The sequence below is a fragment of the Streptomyces sp. NPDC110618 genome, assembly GCF_055657065.1.
In genome coordinates, this window is sequence record NZ_JBVKBN010000003.1 from 274,770 (window position 1) to 292,258 (window position 17,489).

Sequence of the window (17,489 nt, forward strand, 5' to 3'; positions counted from 1 at the left end):
CACAGGTCAGACCCTAGGCGCCGAGGCATTGTCCGGACAACCCCTTGCAGGGACCAATGATGTGGAGGTCAGGGCCGGGGCCCTGTGGCCGGCGGAGACACTCACACCCCTCACCGGCGCCCGCCGTGCCGCGATCGCCGGCGTCAGGCGCGCTTGAGGAGCGGCGCGTCCCGCGTGAACTTCCGGAACCCGACGCTGTAGTACAGCCCGCGTGCCGCCGGATGACCGGGCGCGCCCAGACAGGCCACCGTCATCTGCTCGGCGCCCGCCCCCCGCGCCAGCCGCATGCCGTGCAGCAGCGCCGCCCGGCCCAGGCCCCGGCGCCGGTGGTCCGGGTGGGTGCCGACCGATTCGAACTGGGCGGTCCGGTTCACCGTGTCCAGCCAGATGAGCGCGGAGGCGGCCATGGTGGCGTCCGGCGCCTCGACCAGCACATGCAGGTCCCCGCGGTACGCCGCGGTCCCCCGCACGCCCGCGTAGCTCTCCAGGGTGTACGACGAGGGCGCCCACGCCGCCACATGCGCCTGTACGGCCGCTTCCGGACCGGCCTCGTCGGCCGTGCGGAACCGGAATCCGTCCGGCAGCGACGGCTCCTCCACCTCGGCGAGGTCCCGCTGGTTGAGCTGGGTCCAGGACGCCTTGTCGCCGAGCGCGTCGGGATCGGTGCCGTAGCCGTGCGCGGCCCATCGCTCCAGGCCGTACGTGTCGACGGCGCTCGGCACCACCGTGCGGTCGAGGCCCGCCGCCGAGGTGTCGTACCAGTCGATGACCTCCTCGACTAGCCCGGCGTGCTCGGGGTGGACCTGGTACACGAGGTAGGCGTGGGTCACGTCCTTCACCGATCCGTCGCCGCGCCGCACCGTGTGCGGCGGCTGGAGCCAGCCCCACGCGACCAACTCCTCGCCGGAGAACCACAGTCGGCGGGTCCAGGTCGAGCCGCGTGCGCTGCGCCCCCTCCCCCAGTTCCAGGCCAGCTCGCCGTAGGAGGCGTCGCTGTTCACCAGGTCCGGCCGGAGCGCGGTGACCCGCTGCGCCATGCCCTGCATGAGGCCGAGGTCCGCGGCGGTCAGCTCTTCGTGATGCGGCATGGTGGGCCACTGTGCCAGGAGCGGGCCCCGCCGTCGACAGGATTTCCGCAGGGCTCCGGCCCGGCCGAGGCGTGGCCCTATGTGCCCAGTGGCGCCGTCGGGTTGGCCTCCTGCGGGGCCGTGAGGAAGGTGGGGCGGACCGCCGTCGCTCGTTCGCGGGTGAGGGCGGAGATCGTGCGGCGGGCCAGCAGCGGATCGACGGGAAGGACGTGGGAGGCGAACCAGCGGGCCGCGCGGGGGTCGGGTGACGGGTCGACGAACTCGGCGCCCGCGTAGTCGTCGAGGGGCGGGTCGTAGACGTAGCCGCACACCATGCCGTGGTCGACCATGCGTTCCAGGAGGGTGTCGCGGTCCCGGACCAGCAGGGGAACGCGGAACAGCGGCAGCGGTCCGTCGTGGAGGGCGCGTTCGCTCAGGGCGGTGGAGGACCAGGCGGTGCCGGAGAGCAGGGCGACGCCCGCACGGCGGCGGGCGAGGTCGTCCTCCAGCCGGGCCATGCGCAGGCCCAACTGGCCGCGTACCAGGGTGCCGTGGCGGACCCGGAAGCCGTGCAGGTCGACGCGGACCCAGGGTTCGTAGGCGGTCAGGCTGGGCGCGGAGCGGGCGGAGGTGGTGAGCCGAGGCGCGTGCAGGTCCATGCGGAAGCCGTCGCGTTCCATCAGGCCGAGGCGTTGCATGGTGCGCCACACCGGGCGGACCAGTCGCAGGGTGCGGACGGTGGAGCGGGCCAGCGGGCGCAGGGTGACATTGAGGTCTTCGCGCAGGCGGCGCGGGGTGAGCAGGTCGTCGCGCAGCCGTTCCAGTTCGCGGCGGGTGCGGGCGTCCTCGACGGCGAGGAAGCCGCCGGCCATGGCCGCGACGTGCTTGGAGAGGCTGAACGCGGCGGCGGTGCCGAAGGTGCCGATCGGCTGCCCGTCCACGTGGCTGCCGATGGCGTGGGCCGCATCCTCGATCAGCGGGATGCCCAACCGCTCGCAGCGGCGGCGCAGTTCGAGCACCCGGTCGGGGACGCCGTAGAGGTTGGTGGTCAGTACGGCGTCGATCTCCCGCCAGGTCGACTCGGGTACGGCGGCCGGGTCGATGTTGCCGTCCCACGCGGAGACGGGCGCCTGCACCGGGCGGCAGCCCGCCGCCAGTACGACGAAGAGGATCACGTCGTCGTTCACCGGTGACATCAGCACCCGGGCGCCGGGCCTGCACCAGCGCCGCAGCGCCAGGTAGAGGGCCAGCCGGGCCGAGGGCGTGTACACGCATTCGCGTCCGAGCCGCCGCGTCATCGTCGCGGCAAGCCGGGATCCGTACGGCATCGTCACTTCTTCCGTCGAGGGTGGGACGGACGTCTTCCGTCGGGGGTGGGACGGACGCGGCACGTGGCGCGCGCCGATCGGAGCCGTGAGCCTCGCGGCTCGCAGGACCGTCGCCGTCAGCGGTGACGGGACGCTACGTGAAGGGAGTGCGCGGACCGATTCAGTGGCCGCGGCCGGAGCGCATCGAGCCGACCGTTCTCAGCAACCGGTCCGCCGGTTGGCGCAACTGGGGGTGGGCGAGCACGGTGTTGCGCAGGCCACGGACCGGTCTGCGCCACATCCGGTGGGCCGCCGCCACGGGGTGGGGCCGGGTCGCGAACCCCTCGCCCACGCGCAGTTCACGGGTCTTGAGCCAGTCCTTGTACTCCTTGTCGCCCCGCCCCAGGTCGATCATCCGCACTCCGTGCCGGGCGGCGGCCTCCGCGGTGCGCAGATGCATCATCAGGCCCGGTGAGTAGTAGTGGAACTCCGGGTCGTAGGCGGTGAACCAGGCCGCGAGGACGGTCCGGGAGCGTGGTCCGAAGTGCGCGGCGACGGGGCGGTCACCGGCGTAGAGCACGGAGAGCACACCGGTGAAGTGTTCCTCGCGCAGCTGGAAGAGATGGTCGACCAGGTCGACGATCCAGGGCCGGGCGAAGCGGTCCATCCGGCCGGTTCTGCGGTACTGGGCGGACTTCCACTCCATGAGCCGGTGCAGCACTTCGGGGTCCCGCTCGTCGAAGACGAACCGCACCTCGCCCGCGTCGCGCGCCAGTCGGCGCTCCTTCTTCAGCGTGGTCTTGGCCTGGCCGGGGTACGTCGCCCGCAGCCACGCCGCGTAGTCGCCGTCGCCGGGTTCCAGGTCGATCACCGGCGAGGCGAACATACCGGTGACGTACCGCCCGAACGGCTTCTGTTCCTCGACGAGATGGTCGAACTCGAAGCTCACGAGCCCGCAGGCGCGCAGCAGTTCCTCGGCGTCCCAGATGACGCCGGGCCGGTGCACCAGGGCCTGGCAGTCGGAGAGCCCGATGCCGACGGCCCGGCCGACGCCGAACAGGTTGCGCTCGTACGGCAGGAAGCCCACCGGCTCGCCGTGTTCGTGCAGGACGCCGATCTCGACCCCGCCCCGGTGCCGGCCGACGCCGTCGGCGAACTCCGGTGCCAGGAACGGGTTGGCGTACTCGGGTGACTCGTCCATGGCCCGGTGCCAGGCCGAGCGCAGCGCGGCGCTCAACTCCCCGGGTCTGTGGACCGTTATGTCCGTGTCGGTACTGCGTGTGGATCGCATGGGCGACCGCTCCCCCCAGTTCCCCCCGGATGACGCGCGGTCCGCGTCAGTCCCCTCCGGTACCGGCCGTCCGACCACGATCGGAGCGGGCCGACAAGGATCAAACGTGGCGAAACGTCACCGAGGCTGTCAAGACCGTCGCTCGTAAAGGAAGGGCATGTTCGACGACTTCTCGCCCCGGGACGACGGAATGGCGCCGATCCGGTCAACTCGCCCCGGGAGCGGCAGGGTGTACACCGGATGCGGACATGACAATCAAGCGGGAAGCCGTGGCACCTTCCCGGCCGGGCGGACCGGTCACTCCCCGCAGGGACCCAGATCCGGCAGATACTTCTTCGCCCACTCGCCGAGTTCCTTCAGTGCGGGCTCCAGGGCGGCACCCTTCTCCGTCAGCCGGTAGGAGACGCGCAGCGGCGGCCCCTCGTCGACCTCGCGCAGGACAAGGCCGGCGGCGCCCAGCTCGGCGAGGCGGTCGGAGAGCATGCGCTCGCTGATCCCCGGGATCGCCCGGCGCAGCTCCGCGAAGTGCGCGGGCTGGCCGACGAGCACGGACACGATGGGGCCGGTCCAGCGCTTCCCGAGCAGCTGGAAGACGCGGCTGATGCCGCCGTCCACCTGTTTGCACGCCGCACTGTCGTGCAGTTCCTCTACCGCCATACCCCCAGGGTACTGTGCCGTTCGAGAGGGGATGAAAAAAAGTAAGTCCATGTGCTATCCATAGTTGAGTACAGACTTTCAGCGACTCACTCTTTGGAGATCCTCATGGCCACCCTTCTGCACATCGACTCGTCCGCGTTCCCCGCCGCGGCCTCCTCGTCACGCGCTGTGACCGATGCGTTCCGGACCGCGTGGCTGGAGCAGCACCCCGAGGGCACGGTCGTCTACCGGGACCTGCACGCCGAGCCGGTGCCGCACATCACCGCCGACGCCACGACGGCGTTCTTCGTCGATCCCGCCAACCACACGCCCGAGCAGGCGGCCGCTTTCGCCGAGCGCAGTCGGCTGGTCGAGGAGCTGGAGGCGGCGGACGCCGTGGTGATCGGCGCCCCCATGTACAACTTCACGGTCCCGTCGACCCTCAAGGCATGGCTGGACCACGTGATCGTGGTCGGCCGCACCGCTGGTGACGCTCCCTCCCTCAAGGGCAAGCCGGTCACGGTCGTCGCCAGCCGCGGCGGCTCCTACGCGCCGGGCACGCCGCGCGAGGGCTTCGAGTACGTGCAGAACTACCTGAGCGCGGTCTTCGCCGACTGGATGCAGGCCGACCTGGACTTCATCGTCCCGGAGCTGACCATGGCCCCGCAGAACCCGGCGATGGCCGAACTGGTCCCGCTCTTCGAGTCCTCCCGCGAGCAGGCCCTCCAGGCCGCCGACCGCAAGGCGAAGGCCCTGGCCGAGCGCCTGGCCGCGTAAGCGCACGGACCGGGAGGAGGCCGGTGGCTCGGGCCGCACAAGCCCACGGACCGAGCGGGAGCCGGAGCTCCCCCGGACTGACAGAGAGCCGGTCGCTCAGTGGCCCCTGAAGGCCTCCTCCAACCACCAGCTCCCCCGCTCGGCCACCACCTTCGCGTCGACCAGCAGCGGAGCCGTCCGCGGCCCCGCCAGCCAGTCGGCGACGGCCTTCAGATCCGCCCGGGTGCGCACGGTCACCGCCTCGAAGCCGTAGCCGCGCGCCACGGCCGCGATGTCGGTCTCGGGGAAGCGGACGGTGTCGAGCGGGTGCCCGTCGGGGCCGAAGTGGTGGACCTCGGCTCCGTAGGCGTCGTCGTTGTGGACGACGACCACCATGGGCAGCCCGAGACGGCGGACCGTGTCCAGCTCCGCCGCCCCCATCAGCGCCCCGCCGTCGCCCAGGGCCGCCACCGGCAGGCGGTCCGGGCGGGCCAGCGCGGCACCGATCGCGGTCGCCAGGCCCAGGCCGATCGACTGGAAGGCCTGGGTGAAGCACAGGCCCTGCTCGTCCGGGACCGAGAGGTACATGGTCGGGTAGCCCATGAAGTTGCCGGAGTCCACCGCCACCACACGCTCGGCGGGCAGCAGGTCGTCCAGGGCGATGTTCAGGGTGCGCGGGTCGATCCGGTCCCGGGTGCTCCGGTCCTCGTACGGCACGTCACGCCAGCGCACCCGGTCCGCCAGCGCCTCGGCGATCTCGGGCGTGCGGTAGCCCTCCCGGGCGGCGCCGGTGGCCTCCAGCACGCGGCGCGCGGTCAGCTCGACGTCGCCGGTGACGTCGTACGGGCCGATGGGCGGGGCGTCGTCGTCGACCCGTACGACGGTGGCGCCGGGGCCGATCAGGCGGCCGTGCCGGGTCGTCCAGGGAGTGAGGGAGCAGCCCCAGGCGACGATCGTGTCGGCGTCCGTGATCAGCTCGGCGGCGAGCGGTGAGGCGAACCCGCCGGACACGTCCAGCGCCCAAGGGCTCCCCCGGAACAGCCCGCGCGCCACGGCCGAGGTCGCCAGCAGCGCCCCGCAGCGCTCGGCGAGGGCCTCCAGGGCGTCCCGCGCCCCGGCCGAGCGTGCCCCGCGCCCGGCCACGAACACCGGCCGTCGTGCCCCGGCCAGCACCCCCGCCAGCGCCTCCACCTCGGCCGCCGCCGGTTCGACCGCCGCCCTCGGCAGGGGCCACACCGCCTCCCCCAGGGTGTCCGCCGGAACCTCCGAACCCTGCACCTCCAGCGGCAGGTTGAGCAGCACCGTCCGCCGCTCGTGCAGGGCCCTGCGCACCGCCTCGCAGGCCGACGCCACCGCGTCCTCGGCGGCACCCACCCGCATCGGCACCGCGCCGACCGCCCGCCCCAACGCCTCCTGGTCCACATGGAAGTTGGACCGCGGCTCGGTCACCTCCGCCGCCGCGACCACCAGCGGGGTACGGCTCTTGGCGGCCTCGGTGATCCCGGTCAGCGCGTTCGTGAGCCCGGGCCCCTGGTGCACGCTGAGCACGGCCACGGTGCCGCTGGTCCGGGCGTACGCGTCCGCCATGGTCGCCGCGCCGCCCTCGTGCCGCGCCGCCGTGAACCGCGCCCCGGCCGCCACCATGGCGTTGGTGAGGTGGAAGTTGCCCGATCCGACCACCCCGAAGACCTGTCCGGCCCCGGCACCCACCAGGGCCCGTCCGACCGCCTCCGCGCCCTTCACCGGCGCTCCACCAGTGCCAGCACCCGCGCGGGCGACCCGGACCCGGTGACGATGGGCAGCGGGCCGGCGATCACGACGGCGCCCGTCGGCGGCAGCAACGCCAGGTTCTGCAACTGCGTCAGCCCGTACTTGTCGTTGCCCATGAGATACGAGTGGCAGGGGAAGGCCGGTTCGAAGGAGTGCGCCCGCCCTGCGTCCGTGCCCACGGTCTCCACGCCCAGCCCGAGCACCGGCGCCTCCTCGGCCAGCCAGCGCGCGCACTCCGGGGAAAGTCCGGGCGTGTGGGGTCCGTTGTCGTCGGCGTTGAGGAACTCCTCTTGGGAACCGGCGCGTTCGTCCCAGCCGGTGCGCAGCAGCAGCCAACCCCCGTCCGGCAGCGGCCCGTTCTCCGCCTCCCACGCCTTCACATGGTCCGCACCGACCAGGAAGTCGGGGTCCCGCTCCGCCTCGGCGGTGAAGTCCAGGACGACGGCGGGCGCGATCAGGCGGCGGACCGGCACCGAGGCCACGTCGTCCAGGTCCTTGCCGGTCACCCAGTGGTTCGGGGCGTCGAAGTGGGTGCCGGTGTGCTCGCCGGTACGGAAGTTGTTCCAGTACCAGGCGGGGCCCCGGCCGTCGTACCGGCTGATCTCCTGCAGTTCGAAGGCCGCCGTCTGCCCGAACTCGGACGGCAGCTGGATCAGCGGGGTCGCCGCCGACAGCGGCGCGGTCAGGTCGACGACCTCGATCGACCCCTCCCGCAGCGCGGACACCAGTGACGCGAGGACGGACGGTTCGGGCATGAGGGCCTCCGGACGACGGCGGACAGCACGCGGGACTCCCAGGATGGATCGGTTCACGGGGATGCACCATGCGAGAACCGCACGAGTTGCCAGGGACGCTCCGCACGGCGTCGGCGCTCGCCCCGCGGGGTCCGTGATCAACCTGCTGACCTCGGACGCAACCGACCGGCCGGGCGTGTCGTCTCAGTGACCGAGACGAATCACGAGGAGGACCCCATGGCCATGGTCGGCCTGTTCTGGATCACCGACGACTCGGTGTACATCGGCGCCGAGCCGGCGGGCACGGCATCCGGCGTACGGCTGTCCAAGGACGGTGTCGAGGCGCTGGGGCGGAACGCTGGCACCTGGAGCTGGGCCGAGGTGTGCGGGATCGAGGTGGCGGACGTGGCCGTGCGTCCGCTGCCGCGGCGCTGGGTGTCGCAGGCCGTGGACGTGGTGGCCAGCGCGCTGACCGGGGGCGGGGAGCTGCCCCCGCCCTTCACCGTCCGCATCGCCACCGCGGACGGGTCGGTGGAGACGGACGCGTACACCGCCGTGGCCGGAGGGTTCTACGGCCCGACCGAGTACGAGCTGTCCCGGGCCCTGCTGGCCCGGCTCGTGGACGGCCGTACCGCCCTGGTCGACCTGCTCCAGTGGCGCCGGGACCGGGCCGGTGACGCCACTCCGTCCCGGGAGGAACGGGAGGCGCTGCTGCTGAAGTGGACCGGTGGCGGCGCGCCCTCATGACTCCTGAACAACGCCCGGGTCGACCAGTGCGGCGATGTGGGCGGTGACCGTGTCCAGGACGCCCGCCCAGGCCTCCTCCTCGCCCAGGACCAGGTAGTTGAGGGTCAGCCCGTCGGTCATGGCGGCCAGATAGCGCGCCAGCACCGGGACGGGCACCCTCAGTTGGAGGTCCATCACGGGGCGCAGGTCTTCTATCAGTTCGGCGAAGACGTCCCGGTACAGCTCGTGCTGGCGCCGGGCCAGGTGCTCGAACCCGGGCTGGCGCAGGGCGTACTGGGTGAGTTCGTAGGTGAGCATGTGCTCGTCGGGGTGGGCGCGGACGTGGTCCCAGTACGCCTGGAGTCCGGCCCGTACGGTCTCCTGGAGGGTGTCCCTCGGGCGCAGGGCGTCCTTGACCAGGCCGACGTAGTGGTCGGTGATGGTGGTGATGACGGACTCGATCAGGGCCTGCTTGGAGTCGAAGCAGTAGTGGACGACGCTGAGGGACACGCCGGCCTCGGCGGCGATGGACCGGGTCGTCGTCCGTGCGACGCCGTCCCGGGCCATCGCCCTGATCGCCGCTTCCGTCAGCTGCTGTCGCCGTTCCGCCGACGGCCTGCGTGCCATGTGCGTGTCCCCCGTGCCGATGCCGGATCTCAGTTGCTGTGGACACTCACCTCGTGCAGTGAGTAGCCCCATTGTGTGCCGCGTTCGAGACCGAGGACGCGGACGTAGCGGGCGGGGGTTCCGGCGAACCGGGCATTGTCCAGCCCGCCGTCGCCCGCGGTCGTGGACCAGGCGGTACGCCAGTTGCTGCCGTCCGTGGAGAGTTCCACGCGGTAGGACTTGGCGTAGGCGCGCTCCCAGTCCAGGGTGACCCGGCCGACGCGGTGGGTGGCGCCGAGGTCGATGCGCAGCCACTGGTTGTCGCTCCACTCGCTGGCCCACCGGGTGCCCCGGTCGCCGTCGACGGCCCGGCCGGGCGCGTAGCTGACGAACGGGTTCCACCACTCCGCCGAACTGGCCGTCGCGGGCGCCCTGTCGGCCAGATTCACCGATGCCTCGTGCTGCTCGGAGGCGCCCCAGGTGTCCAGGTAGGACTCGGCGCCGCGGAAAAGGTCGTCGACGACGTGCTGGCCGCCGACCTTGCGTATGTCCTCGATCCAGTCCGGGACCAGCCCGTAGTGGGCGGCGCCGTCGGTGTTGAGGTCCCAGGTGCGCTGTCCGGTGGTCTGCCGGTCGATGACGGAGCCGCCGTCGACGCTCTTGAAGGGGTACGTCACCTTGTTCGGCGCGTCCGCCCCGCGCGGTCCGGGCCAGCCGCCGACGCCGTTCATGTCGGTGCCGAAGCCGTAGCCGACGCCGTGCTTGTCGCGCAGCGCCTCGGTGCGGTCGGCCTCCGTGACGAACCCTTCGGAGCCGTGCATGTACTGGCCGATGAAGCCGCCGAGGCCGTAGACCCGGTCGGTCCAGTCCATGTCCATCCAGCTGTGCGAGGAGATGACGCCGGGGTAGGACTCGGCCTCGAAGATGTCGAGCACCCGGCCGACGGACTTGACGCTCATGTGGTCGATCTCCAGCATCATCTTCCGCTTCATCATGCCGCGCACCGCGTACTCACCGAGGTCGGTCAGTCCGCGCACGTTGCACTGCGCGCCACTGGCGTACGTCGGCACGTCCACCCCGGCCGGCAGCTCGTCCTCCGCCTCCGCGGCGGTGGCGTTGCCGATGGGGTTGTCGTGCTGCGGGCCCTTGCAGTCCTCGGTCCTCCAGAAGGTGCCGGTGGACAGGAACTGGCCGACGTTGATGGCGGTTCCGAGCGTCCCGGAGTCGAAGCGCACGCCGCACAGGGCGTTGTCGAACTTGTGGCACAGGAACATGCTGCGCACGCCCAGGTCGTACAGCTCGTCCAGGCCCTTGTCGATGTCGGCCTTGCTGCACTGCGCGATGTCCAGGATCATCTTGCAGCCGAACGGCTCGGAGGTCTCCACGCCGAGAATGACCGCGAGTTTGCCCTGTTCGATGACCTGGCGGGCCTGGGCGCTGTCGGTGACGATCCGGAACCAGCCCTTGCCCGTGCCGCCGTACATCTTGTCGATGTAGGCCTGGAGGTCGTAACTCAGCTTCGCCTGCAGGCGGATGGAGGTCATCTCGTCGCAGGAGCGGTCCTTGAAGAAGTAGACCGAGCAGATCACGCCGTTGGTGACGAGGTCGTTGACGAGGACCCGCTGGCCGCCGCGCCAGGCGCGCTCCACCCAGGCGTAGTAGTTCTGCTGGTGGGTGAGCGAGTCATGGGCGGGCCAGTCCTTGAAGGTGGGCCAGCCGACCGGGTCGTGCTTGCCGTCGCCGCCGTTGGTGATGAAGTCGAAGATGGCGAGCGAGCCGTCGGGGTAGTGCTCGGGGCAGTCCTTCAGCGCGTCGGCGACACCGGCCGCGGAGAAGGTCTTGCCGCAGATGAGCCGTCCGCCGAACGCCTCGTTGGAGAACAGGTGGTTGTGCGTGTCGACGAAGCCGCGCACCTCGCCCTGGGCGTTGGTGCCCTTGAACGGCTCGCCGGTGACGTTGATGTCGGAGTCCGGGGCGGGCCGCGCGGTCGGCTGCCACCAGTCGGTCCCGGCCGCCGAGCTCGGCGCCGGGCCGAGCAGCAGGGCCAGTACCAGGAGGAGCAGTGAGGCGACGGTCACGTCCTTGCGCCTGCGGTACGGGAGTCGAGCCATGGGCCACCCTCCTGGAACGGGCATGACGGCATTGTCATGGCCAGCCCAATGTGTGGGTCGAGGATGACGACTGGCTCAATATGAGTCAAGAGTCCGGGACAAGTGACCTGATACGGAGGGCCCGCCGCAACTGCCGTTTCATTTCCGGCCGGTTGTGGTCGATCTACCCGGAGCGACCGGCCCCGGCCACGCGGAGCATCCGCCGGAAGGTGGGGCATTCCAGGTGCGTCGGGGCGGGGCAGGCGGCGGCGTGGCGGAGGGAGTCGCGCAGGACACGGAGTTCCCGGATCCGCGCCTCCAGTTCGTCCGCCTTGGCGGCGAGCATGCCGCGGTCGATGTCCGGCCGGCCGTCCGGCGCGAACATGCGGGCGATCTCGTCGAGCGAGAAGCCCGCGGTGCGGCCCAGGCTGATCAGCGCCAGCCGCTCCAGCACCGCCTCCTCGTACTGGCGGCGCAGTCCGCGCCTGCCGGAGGGGGCGATCAGACCCCGCTCCTCGTAGTACCGCAGGGTCGAGGCGGGCAGCCCCGAGCGGCGCGCCACCTCGGCGATGTCCAGGTCCGTCATGGCGTTGACCTCAAGTCGGCTTGAAGTAGCACGCTGTCATCTCCGCCCGCTGACCGCAACCACGGGAGACGATGATGAGCATGACGCGCAGCAGCGAGAACGACATGGCCGCCCGTTGGAACGGGCCCTCCGGAAACGTCTGGGTCGAGGAGCAGCCCCTGCTGGACGAGGTGCTGCGCCCCATGCAGGACCTGCTCCTTCAGGGGCTACCCGCCGGGAGCGGCGGCCGGGTCCTTGATGTCGGCTGCGGCACGGGCGGCACCACCGTGGCCATCGCCCGGCGCCTCGGCCCCGGGGGACAGTACGTGGGGGTCGACATCTCCGAGCCCATGGTCACGGCGGCCTGGGAGCGGGCCGAGCGGGAGGGCGCGGCGGCGACCTTCGTGCAGGGGGACGCCCAGGAGTACCCCTTCGAACCCGGCTCCTTCGACACGGTCGTCTCGCGGTTCGGCGTGATGTTCTTCGACGACTTCGTCCGTGCCTTCACCAACCTCCGCCGCGCGGCGGCGGACGGCGCCGTACTGCGGATGGTGGTGTGGCGCGGTGCCGAGGAGAACCCGTTCATGACGACGGCCGAGCGCGCCGCGGCACCTCTGCTCCCCGACCTGCCCGCCCGCCCGAAGGACGGCCCCGGCCAGTTCGCCCTCGCCGACCCGGAGCGGGTACGGGAGGTGCTCGACCGGAGCGGCTGGGCGGAGGGGGACGTCCAGCCGTACGACGTCCCGTGCGCGTTCCCCTCCGCGGACCTGGTGCGCTACTTCACCCGGCTCGGCCCGCTCGGGCAGGTCATGCCGGACGTGGACGAGCCGACGCGGACCCGGCTCGTGGAAACCGTCCGCGCCGCCTTCGAACCGTTCGTGGACGGACCCCGGGTCCGTTTCACGGCGGCGTGCTGGGTGATGACCGCCCGGGCCCGCTGAGGGTCAGCGCCGGGCGAACTGCACCTGGGTGCGCTGCACGACGTCCGGCCGGACCGGGATCCCCTGGACGGTGAGCCGCTCCCCGTAGATGTCGGTGATCCTGATCGTGCCCCCGCAGCCGCCGCCGTCCTCGGCGAGGAAGTAGTTGTACTCGGCGCGCGGCAGCTGCCGCCAGCCGCCGCCGCTGCTCACCTCCAGCCGGGCCAGCGGATTGCGGTGGCCGATCACCTGGATGCCGCACCAGTAGGCGCTGGACCCGGTCTTGTACCGGATCGACAGCGGGCCGGGGTCGGCCGGGCTGGCCAGCTCCCAGGTGATCGGGATTTGCCCGGCGACGGGCGGGGCGAGCCTGGCGAACGCCTCGGCGCTGAGGTCGAGGTGGCCGGGCGCGCACTCGGGACACTCGTTGGTGACGCGGACCGTGATGGTGGTCCCGTCGGCGGCGTGGACGTTGACGTACGCCCCGCACGCCTTGGCCGTCTCGTAGTCGGTGTGGTTCATCGCCGCGGTCATGACGTCACCGCTCGCGTCGTACGCGCAGGCGCCGGTGCCGTCGGAGTCGTAGAAGGTGGCGACGCCGCGGTAGCTGACTCCGGGCCGGATGCGTCCGGCGAGCGCGGCCGGGCCGGAGGCCGTGCGGGGCGCGGTCGTCGCGGTCGGCTTCGCCTTCGCGGAGGCGGTGGCCTTCTTGGAGCGGGACGGCGAGGCCGAAGGGGACGGCTTCTTGGAGGGCTTGGTGGTACTGGGCGACGGACTCGGCGTCGGATCGAGCGCGTTCAGCGGGGCACTCGCGGTGGGAGTGGCCTCGGCCCGGTCCGCGTCGGCCTCGCCGTCGGAGAACAGTACGGCCAGGAAGGAGACCACGATCAGGGCCGTGGCCGCCGATATCAACAGCCACCGTCTGTGCACCGGACCTCCTTGACGGCCGCGGTGCCGCTCGTGCCGTGGGTGGCCGTGTCGCGCGTGCCGTGAGTGACGGGAGCAGCGATCGTGCCAGAACCGGCCGCACACCGACAAGCCGCGACATTCGCGGGTTCAGTACGGCGGGGCTGTCCCCGGGGCCGTCACGATGCCTTCGGCGGCGGCCCCGTCAGCCCTCCTCCCACACCAGCACGGTGAGCACGGCTCTGGTGACCGTGATGGGCACGTCCGCCTGATTGAGCAGCCGGATGCGCATGCCCCGGCCCGACCCGATGCGCTTGGTGAGGGGCACCACGGCGAAGGTCCCACCGCTGGTGGCGGCGGTCTCGTGGACCGGGTGGTCCGCGCGGTGCTCGGAGCCCTCGTACTCGGACATCCGGGCCTGGACGACACAGCCGGCCGGCAGATCGTCCAGGCGCAGGCTGAGGGAGCCGGTGAAGCGGGCCGGGCCGCGGACGAAGACGCTGCCGCCCCGGCCGTGGTCGCCGGGCTCGTCGGTCCACTCGGTGGTGAACTCTATGGAGTCCCATACGCCGGGCCGCAGTTGGTAGGGGTCGGCGATACCGAGATTGACGTACTGGGGCATGGGGTCGTCGTCTCCTTCCCACACGCCTGCCGGGAGGCGCAGGCACGCGGCGAGATCGCTGCGGAAGTCCTTCATGTCGAAGCCGCGCGGATCGGGCTTCCAGTCCGACCACTCCAGGTGGCCGACGGCGCTCTTCGCACTCCAGCCGTGCGCCCGGCACACCGCCGCGGTGGCCTTGACCATGGCGGCGTACTGCACCCGCGGCCACGGGTCCCGGCCGTCGCCCTTGTTCTCGCACTCCCAGCCGTAGAAGCGGGCGTTGCCGTCCACGGAACCGGGGCTGCCGTCATGCTCGTGGGTGGGCGGCGGATAGCTGCCGTACGACTCGTTGATCACGGCGGCGAGCACATCGGGGTCTCCCCCGCCGGCGTGGTTCGCGCGCCCGTTGCCGGTCATGTGGACCGTGCCGTCCTTGGTGATGCAGGCGGTGGCCAGCGGGCCCGGCAGGGCGCTGTGCCCGTGGTAGACGAGACTGACCACGTCGGTCCCGGGCCCCGTGACGGTGTGATGGACCACCACCCCGTTGACCGGCCCCCAAGGCCCTTTGTGATTACGGTTGTTGGTCCGCCATCCGCGGACCTCGTGCACTCTGCACCCCTCAGCGCGCAGAGCCGCCACGAGCCGACTGGCCGTGAGCGGAGTGGCCATAGGCAGGTCTCCCTTCCTGCTCGGCACCGAGGCACCGCGGGGTTCTTGCCCGCGAGGGGTGGCGCGTACGCCAGGGGACTGGTGTGCGAGGGGTGGTGGGGGCGTGTGGGTTCGGTGCGTCCTGACTTCTTCGCGCGGGGGGTGGTACCGGTACCGGGGAAGGAGTTGTTGAAACGTCTGGGGAGGCAGGCTCGCACGCCGGGGTGTTGGCCGGGTCACAGTCGCCGGAATCGTCCCGAGGGCAGGCGTTGCGTGACTGCGGCACGGCCTCAGCGAGCTGCTGCCATCGCCCGCTGGCGAGGATGGACCCTCGACCTGTCCGGGGTGGGGCGCGGAGCGGAGGGTTTGGGAACCCGTCCCGCCGGGAGATGGGGGTCTTCCGGTGGGACGGCCGTTCGGGAGGCGCGACCCTGACCCTGCGGTCGCCATGGGGCCCCAAATGCCGGGGCAAGGCAGCCGGTCAGCGGCCGGTGCAGCGGACCGTGTTGATGCAGCAGTCGTGGACGTGGCCGGAGCGCATCGCGCCACCGGACGGGCTGACCTGGTCGTACGGGCGGATCGCCTCGCCCGGTCTGATGGGCCGGTCGCAGGCCAGGCACACGCGGACGCCGCCAAGAGCCTCGTAGTGGTCGCACAGCGCCAGCAGCGCCCGGCCGAGCCTGCGTGCCTGCGCCGCCATGTCGGACGGCAGCAGGGCGGGGACGGCTTCCAGCCTGCCGCGGGCCTCGGTGACGCAGGCGAGCGCCACATAGCGGGGTACGTCGTCGACAGGCAGCTGCGCGGCGGCCTGCTCGACCTCGGGGATGAGTCGTTCGATGTGGCCGCGCAGCAGGCCGATCAGCCTGTCCAGAGTCGCCGGGTCGGTGGGAGTCACCTCGGGCGGCAGCACCTCCGCCACGACCGTACGCATCGCGGCGCTGTCCACGACCAACGCGCGGGCGTCCTCGGTCGTGTTCATGCGCTCGCCTCGTCCTCGTCGTCGGTGAGGCAGCCGCCCACCGTGGCCAGCACGCGGACTTCCATGACACGGCAGAGCTTGCCGGGCCGGGACACCGGGACCGCCCAGTACGAGTGACGTGTGACCTGGTCCGGTTGGGTGAGGTCGGGGCGGGGGACGCCGAGGTAGACGTCCTGGCCGAGGCATTCGGCGCCAGGCGCCGTCCATTCCCCTGGGCGGTGCCGGGCGGGACGAGGGCGTAGTAGCGGTGGCCCTCGGGGTCGTGGATGACGGGGCCGCCTCGCAGGTGCCTCGCCAACCGCCGCTCGACGACCGCCTGGTCGTGGCTGGCGAGCGTGAGGTGTACGACGTCGGCGGGGATACGGACCGCGTCGAAGAGGCGCCCGAGGGGGATCAGGGCAAGGCGGGCGTCCGTGCCCCATGCCTCGCGGACTGCGGCAGGCTGGGGGTGCGCGGAAGCGAGCCACGGTCCAACCCCGCCTGTCGGAGGCGGACTCGATGGCCTTGATGCCCTACGCGGGGCCATGCTGTTCGTCATGTCAACGCTCCCTCACGGGTTTGAGCGTTGGCCACGTCCTGGAACCGTTTCGGGCGGTCGCGGGAGTCGGCCGATCTGTCGCGGGTGCAACAGATGGTGAGGGCAGGACGGACTCACAAGTACCCCGGCGAGGGGTAGTTGGGGTGGTTCAGACGGCGGCGCACCACTCGGCGAAGTCGGTGAGGCTCTCCGCGTCAGCGCGTTTGAGGCGGCGTAACGTGGCCGCGTCCTCACGGACCCAAGGGTGCTCACGGGTGTGCTGCGGAGCGATGCGGCGCGCGGCTTTGAGCGACTCGAAGGCGTCAGCCGCAAGGCCGGACCACAGTTGCGCACGGGCGAGATCGATGTAGAACCCGGAGCGCCGTTCGGCAGGCAGGCTCTTGGGAGGCGTCCATTCCTTCACGGCCTCCAGAGCGCGGCCGACGTGCTCGTCTCCAAGGCTGACGGCGACGGACACCGTGTGGGCGTTGACCGAGTCCGGGCCGAACGCGGTCCCGAAATACACGCCTTCGACCACACGGTCGGCAAGCGCCCTCGCCTCGGCAAGGTGTGTGACGGCAGCCGAAGCGTCACGTGCCCGGCCGGCGATGACGGCGGCTCGCATGTGGAGAGCGCCCGTGACGGCGATCTCTGAAGAAGTGACCGGAGCAGGGGCCGCCTCCAGGGCTTGGTCCAGTGCGCGTAGGCCGGCAGCATGCGCGCGGGCCGCGAAGAAGGTCTCTGTACGCACGTAGGCCACAGTCGCGGACAAGAGCGGGTCACCGGCCTCGGTGACGGCCCACCGCATGAGCTCGACGAGTCGGGCGGAGAGGTCGTGCGCACCGAACTTGTAGGCAACTGCGTCAGCCGAGCGGTACGCCCCCACCAAGAGCCGGGCCAGTTCCGGCCGTTCGGCCAGGGGCGCCGTGTGATAGGCACGAGCGAGTTCGCCAAGGAGGTCGGGCAGCTCACGGACGATGCGCGTGTACTGGGCAGCCAGGCGCCAGCGGGCGGCCTCCGCGATTACCGCAGCGAGCTGAGGGGTGGGACGGACCGGACCGTCATCCGGAAGGTCGTAGGTGGCGATCACTGCGGAGAGCGTCGGCAGCGCCTCACGCACGCGAGTGTGGGCCGCCGCACGGTCGGTGCGCAGACGTACGGGATCGACGCCGAGGGCGTGCGCGACGGCGTCCAGGGTGGCGTCGCTGACACCGCGTTCGCCACGTTCGATCTTGCGGATGGTGCCGAGCGCGACGCAGGCCGCATCCGCGAGTTGCGCCTGCGTCATCCTGGGGCGCATGACACTGCGGTAGTAGGCGATCCGGGCGCCTACTCCGCCCTTGCTCGGTGCGCGCGTGCCGGCTCCAGTT

Annotated in this window: 16 protein-coding genes; 3 read left to right on the forward strand and 13 right to left on the reverse strand. The window is 71.6% G+C overall.

Features of this window, described 5'->3' with window-relative positions; translation table 11 throughout:
• Window positions 1–143: 143 nt before the first annotated feature.
• The 4 genes from ACZ7L7_RS07780 to ACZ7L7_RS07795 form a co-directional block, all read right to left on the reverse strand.
• Complete coding sequence (locus ACZ7L7_RS07780) at window positions 144–1,088, reverse strand: GNAT family N-acetyltransferase (RefSeq protein WP_472075263.1); 945 nt, start codon at window positions 1,086–1,088, stop codon at window positions 144–146.
• A 77-nt stretch (window positions 1,089–1,165) separates the two neighbouring features.
• Entirely contained in the window at window positions 1,166–2,395 is a 1,230-nt protein-coding gene (locus ACZ7L7_RS07785) for a DegT/DnrJ/EryC1/StrS family aminotransferase (RefSeq protein ID WP_285512259.1), read from the reverse strand.
• 160 nt (window positions 2,396–2,555) lie between these two features.
• Complete coding sequence (locus ACZ7L7_RS07790; RefSeq protein ID WP_285512260.1) at window positions 2,556–3,665, reverse strand: GNAT family N-acetyltransferase; 1,110 nt, start codon at window positions 3,663–3,665, stop codon at window positions 2,556–2,558.
• A gap of 297 nt (window positions 3,666–3,962) precedes the next feature.
• Window positions 3,963–4,322 carry a winged helix-turn-helix transcriptional regulator gene (locus ACZ7L7_RS07795; RefSeq protein ID WP_285512261.1) on the reverse strand — a complete coding sequence of 120 codons (360 nt, stop codon included), beginning with the start codon at window positions 4,320–4,322 and terminating at the stop codon, window positions 3,963–3,965.
• A 105-nt stretch (window positions 4,323–4,427) separates the two neighbouring features.
• Here ACZ7L7_RS07795 and ACZ7L7_RS07800 point away from each other — a divergent pair, with 105 nt between their 5' ends.
• A complete protein-coding gene (locus ACZ7L7_RS07800; RefSeq protein WP_285512262.1) occupies window positions 4,428–5,078 on the forward strand; it encodes an FMN-dependent NADH-azoreductase in 651 nt (216 codons plus the stop codon).
• Between the two features lie 96 nt (window positions 5,079–5,174).
• On the opposite strand, the gene ACZ7L7_RS07805 is transcribed toward ACZ7L7_RS07800, so the two are convergent.
• Window positions 5,175–6,800, reverse strand: coding sequence for a thiamine pyrophosphate-binding protein (locus ACZ7L7_RS07805; protein ID WP_285512263.1), 1,626 nt, complete (start codon window positions 6,798–6,800; stop codon window positions 5,175–5,177).
• Window positions 6,797–7,582, reverse strand: coding sequence for a cyclase family protein (locus ACZ7L7_RS07810; RefSeq protein ID WP_471432070.1), 786 nt, complete (start codon window positions 7,580–7,582; stop codon window positions 6,797–6,799). Before ACZ7L7_RS07810 ends, ACZ7L7_RS07805 begins: the two co-directional genes overlap by 4 nt.
• Window positions 7,583–7,798: 216 nt before the next feature.
• Between ACZ7L7_RS07810 and ACZ7L7_RS07815 the strand changes: the two genes are divergently transcribed.
• The gene (locus tag ACZ7L7_RS07815) at window positions 7,799–8,308 is read left to right on the forward strand and encodes a hypothetical protein (RefSeq protein WP_472075267.1); all 510 of its coding nucleotides are present in this window, start codon (window positions 7,799–7,801) and stop codon (window positions 8,306–8,308) included.
• Here ACZ7L7_RS07815 and ACZ7L7_RS07820 read toward each other — a convergent pair.
• From ACZ7L7_RS07820 to ACZ7L7_RS07830, 3 genes are all read right to left on the reverse strand, one after another.
• Window positions 8,303–8,914, reverse strand: a complete 612-nt coding sequence (locus ACZ7L7_RS07820; protein WP_285512266.1) for a TetR/AcrR family transcriptional regulator — start codon at window positions 8,912–8,914, stop codon at window positions 8,303–8,305. The genes ACZ7L7_RS07815 and ACZ7L7_RS07820 overlap by 6 nt on opposite strands.
• A gap of 29 nt (window positions 8,915–8,943) precedes the next feature.
• The gene (locus ACZ7L7_RS07825) at window positions 8,944–11,004 is read right to left on the reverse strand and encodes a galactose-binding domain-containing protein (protein WP_472075269.1); all 2,061 of its coding nucleotides are present in this window, start codon (window positions 11,002–11,004) and stop codon (window positions 8,944–8,946) included.
• Window positions 11,005–11,167: 163 nt separating this feature from the next.
• Window positions 11,168–11,569 (reverse strand): helix-turn-helix domain-containing protein, encoded by a 402-nt coding sequence (locus ACZ7L7_RS07830; RefSeq protein WP_472075271.1) that lies wholly within the window; start codon window positions 11,567–11,569, stop codon window positions 11,168–11,170.
• An 80-nt stretch (window positions 11,570–11,649) separates the two neighbouring features.
• Here ACZ7L7_RS07830 and ACZ7L7_RS07835 point away from each other — a divergent pair, with 80 nt between their 5' ends.
• A complete protein-coding gene (locus ACZ7L7_RS07835; RefSeq protein WP_472075273.1) occupies window positions 11,650–12,489 on the forward strand; it encodes a class I SAM-dependent methyltransferase in 840 nt (279 codons plus the stop codon).
• Between the two features lie 3 nt (window positions 12,490–12,492).
• Here the strand turns inward: ACZ7L7_RS07835 and ACZ7L7_RS07840 are convergent, their stop codons facing one another.
• From ACZ7L7_RS07840 to ACZ7L7_RS07855, 4 genes are all read right to left on the reverse strand, one after another.
• Complete coding sequence (locus ACZ7L7_RS07840) at window positions 12,493–13,398, reverse strand: expansin EXLX1 family cellulose-binding protein (protein WP_285512270.1); 906 nt, start codon at window positions 13,396–13,398, stop codon at window positions 12,493–12,495.
• Between the two features lie 181 nt (window positions 13,399–13,579).
• Window positions 13,580–14,644, reverse strand: coding sequence for a peptidoglycan recognition protein family protein (locus ACZ7L7_RS07845; RefSeq protein ID WP_285512271.1), 1,065 nt, complete (start codon window positions 14,642–14,644; stop codon window positions 13,580–13,582).
• 460 nt (window positions 14,645–15,104) lie between these two features.
• Window positions 15,105–15,602: a DUF6415 family natural product biosynthesis protein gene (locus ACZ7L7_RS07850; RefSeq protein WP_471591878.1), complete on the reverse strand. Its 498-nt coding sequence runs from the start codon at window positions 15,600–15,602 to the stop codon at window positions 15,105–15,107.
• 686 nt (window positions 15,603–16,288) lie between these two features.
• Window positions 16,289–17,419 (reverse strand): helix-turn-helix domain-containing protein, encoded by a 1,131-nt coding sequence (locus tag ACZ7L7_RS07855; RefSeq protein WP_472075276.1) that lies wholly within the window; start codon window positions 17,417–17,419, stop codon window positions 16,289–16,291.
• Window positions 17,420–17,489 lie beyond the last annotated feature (70 nt).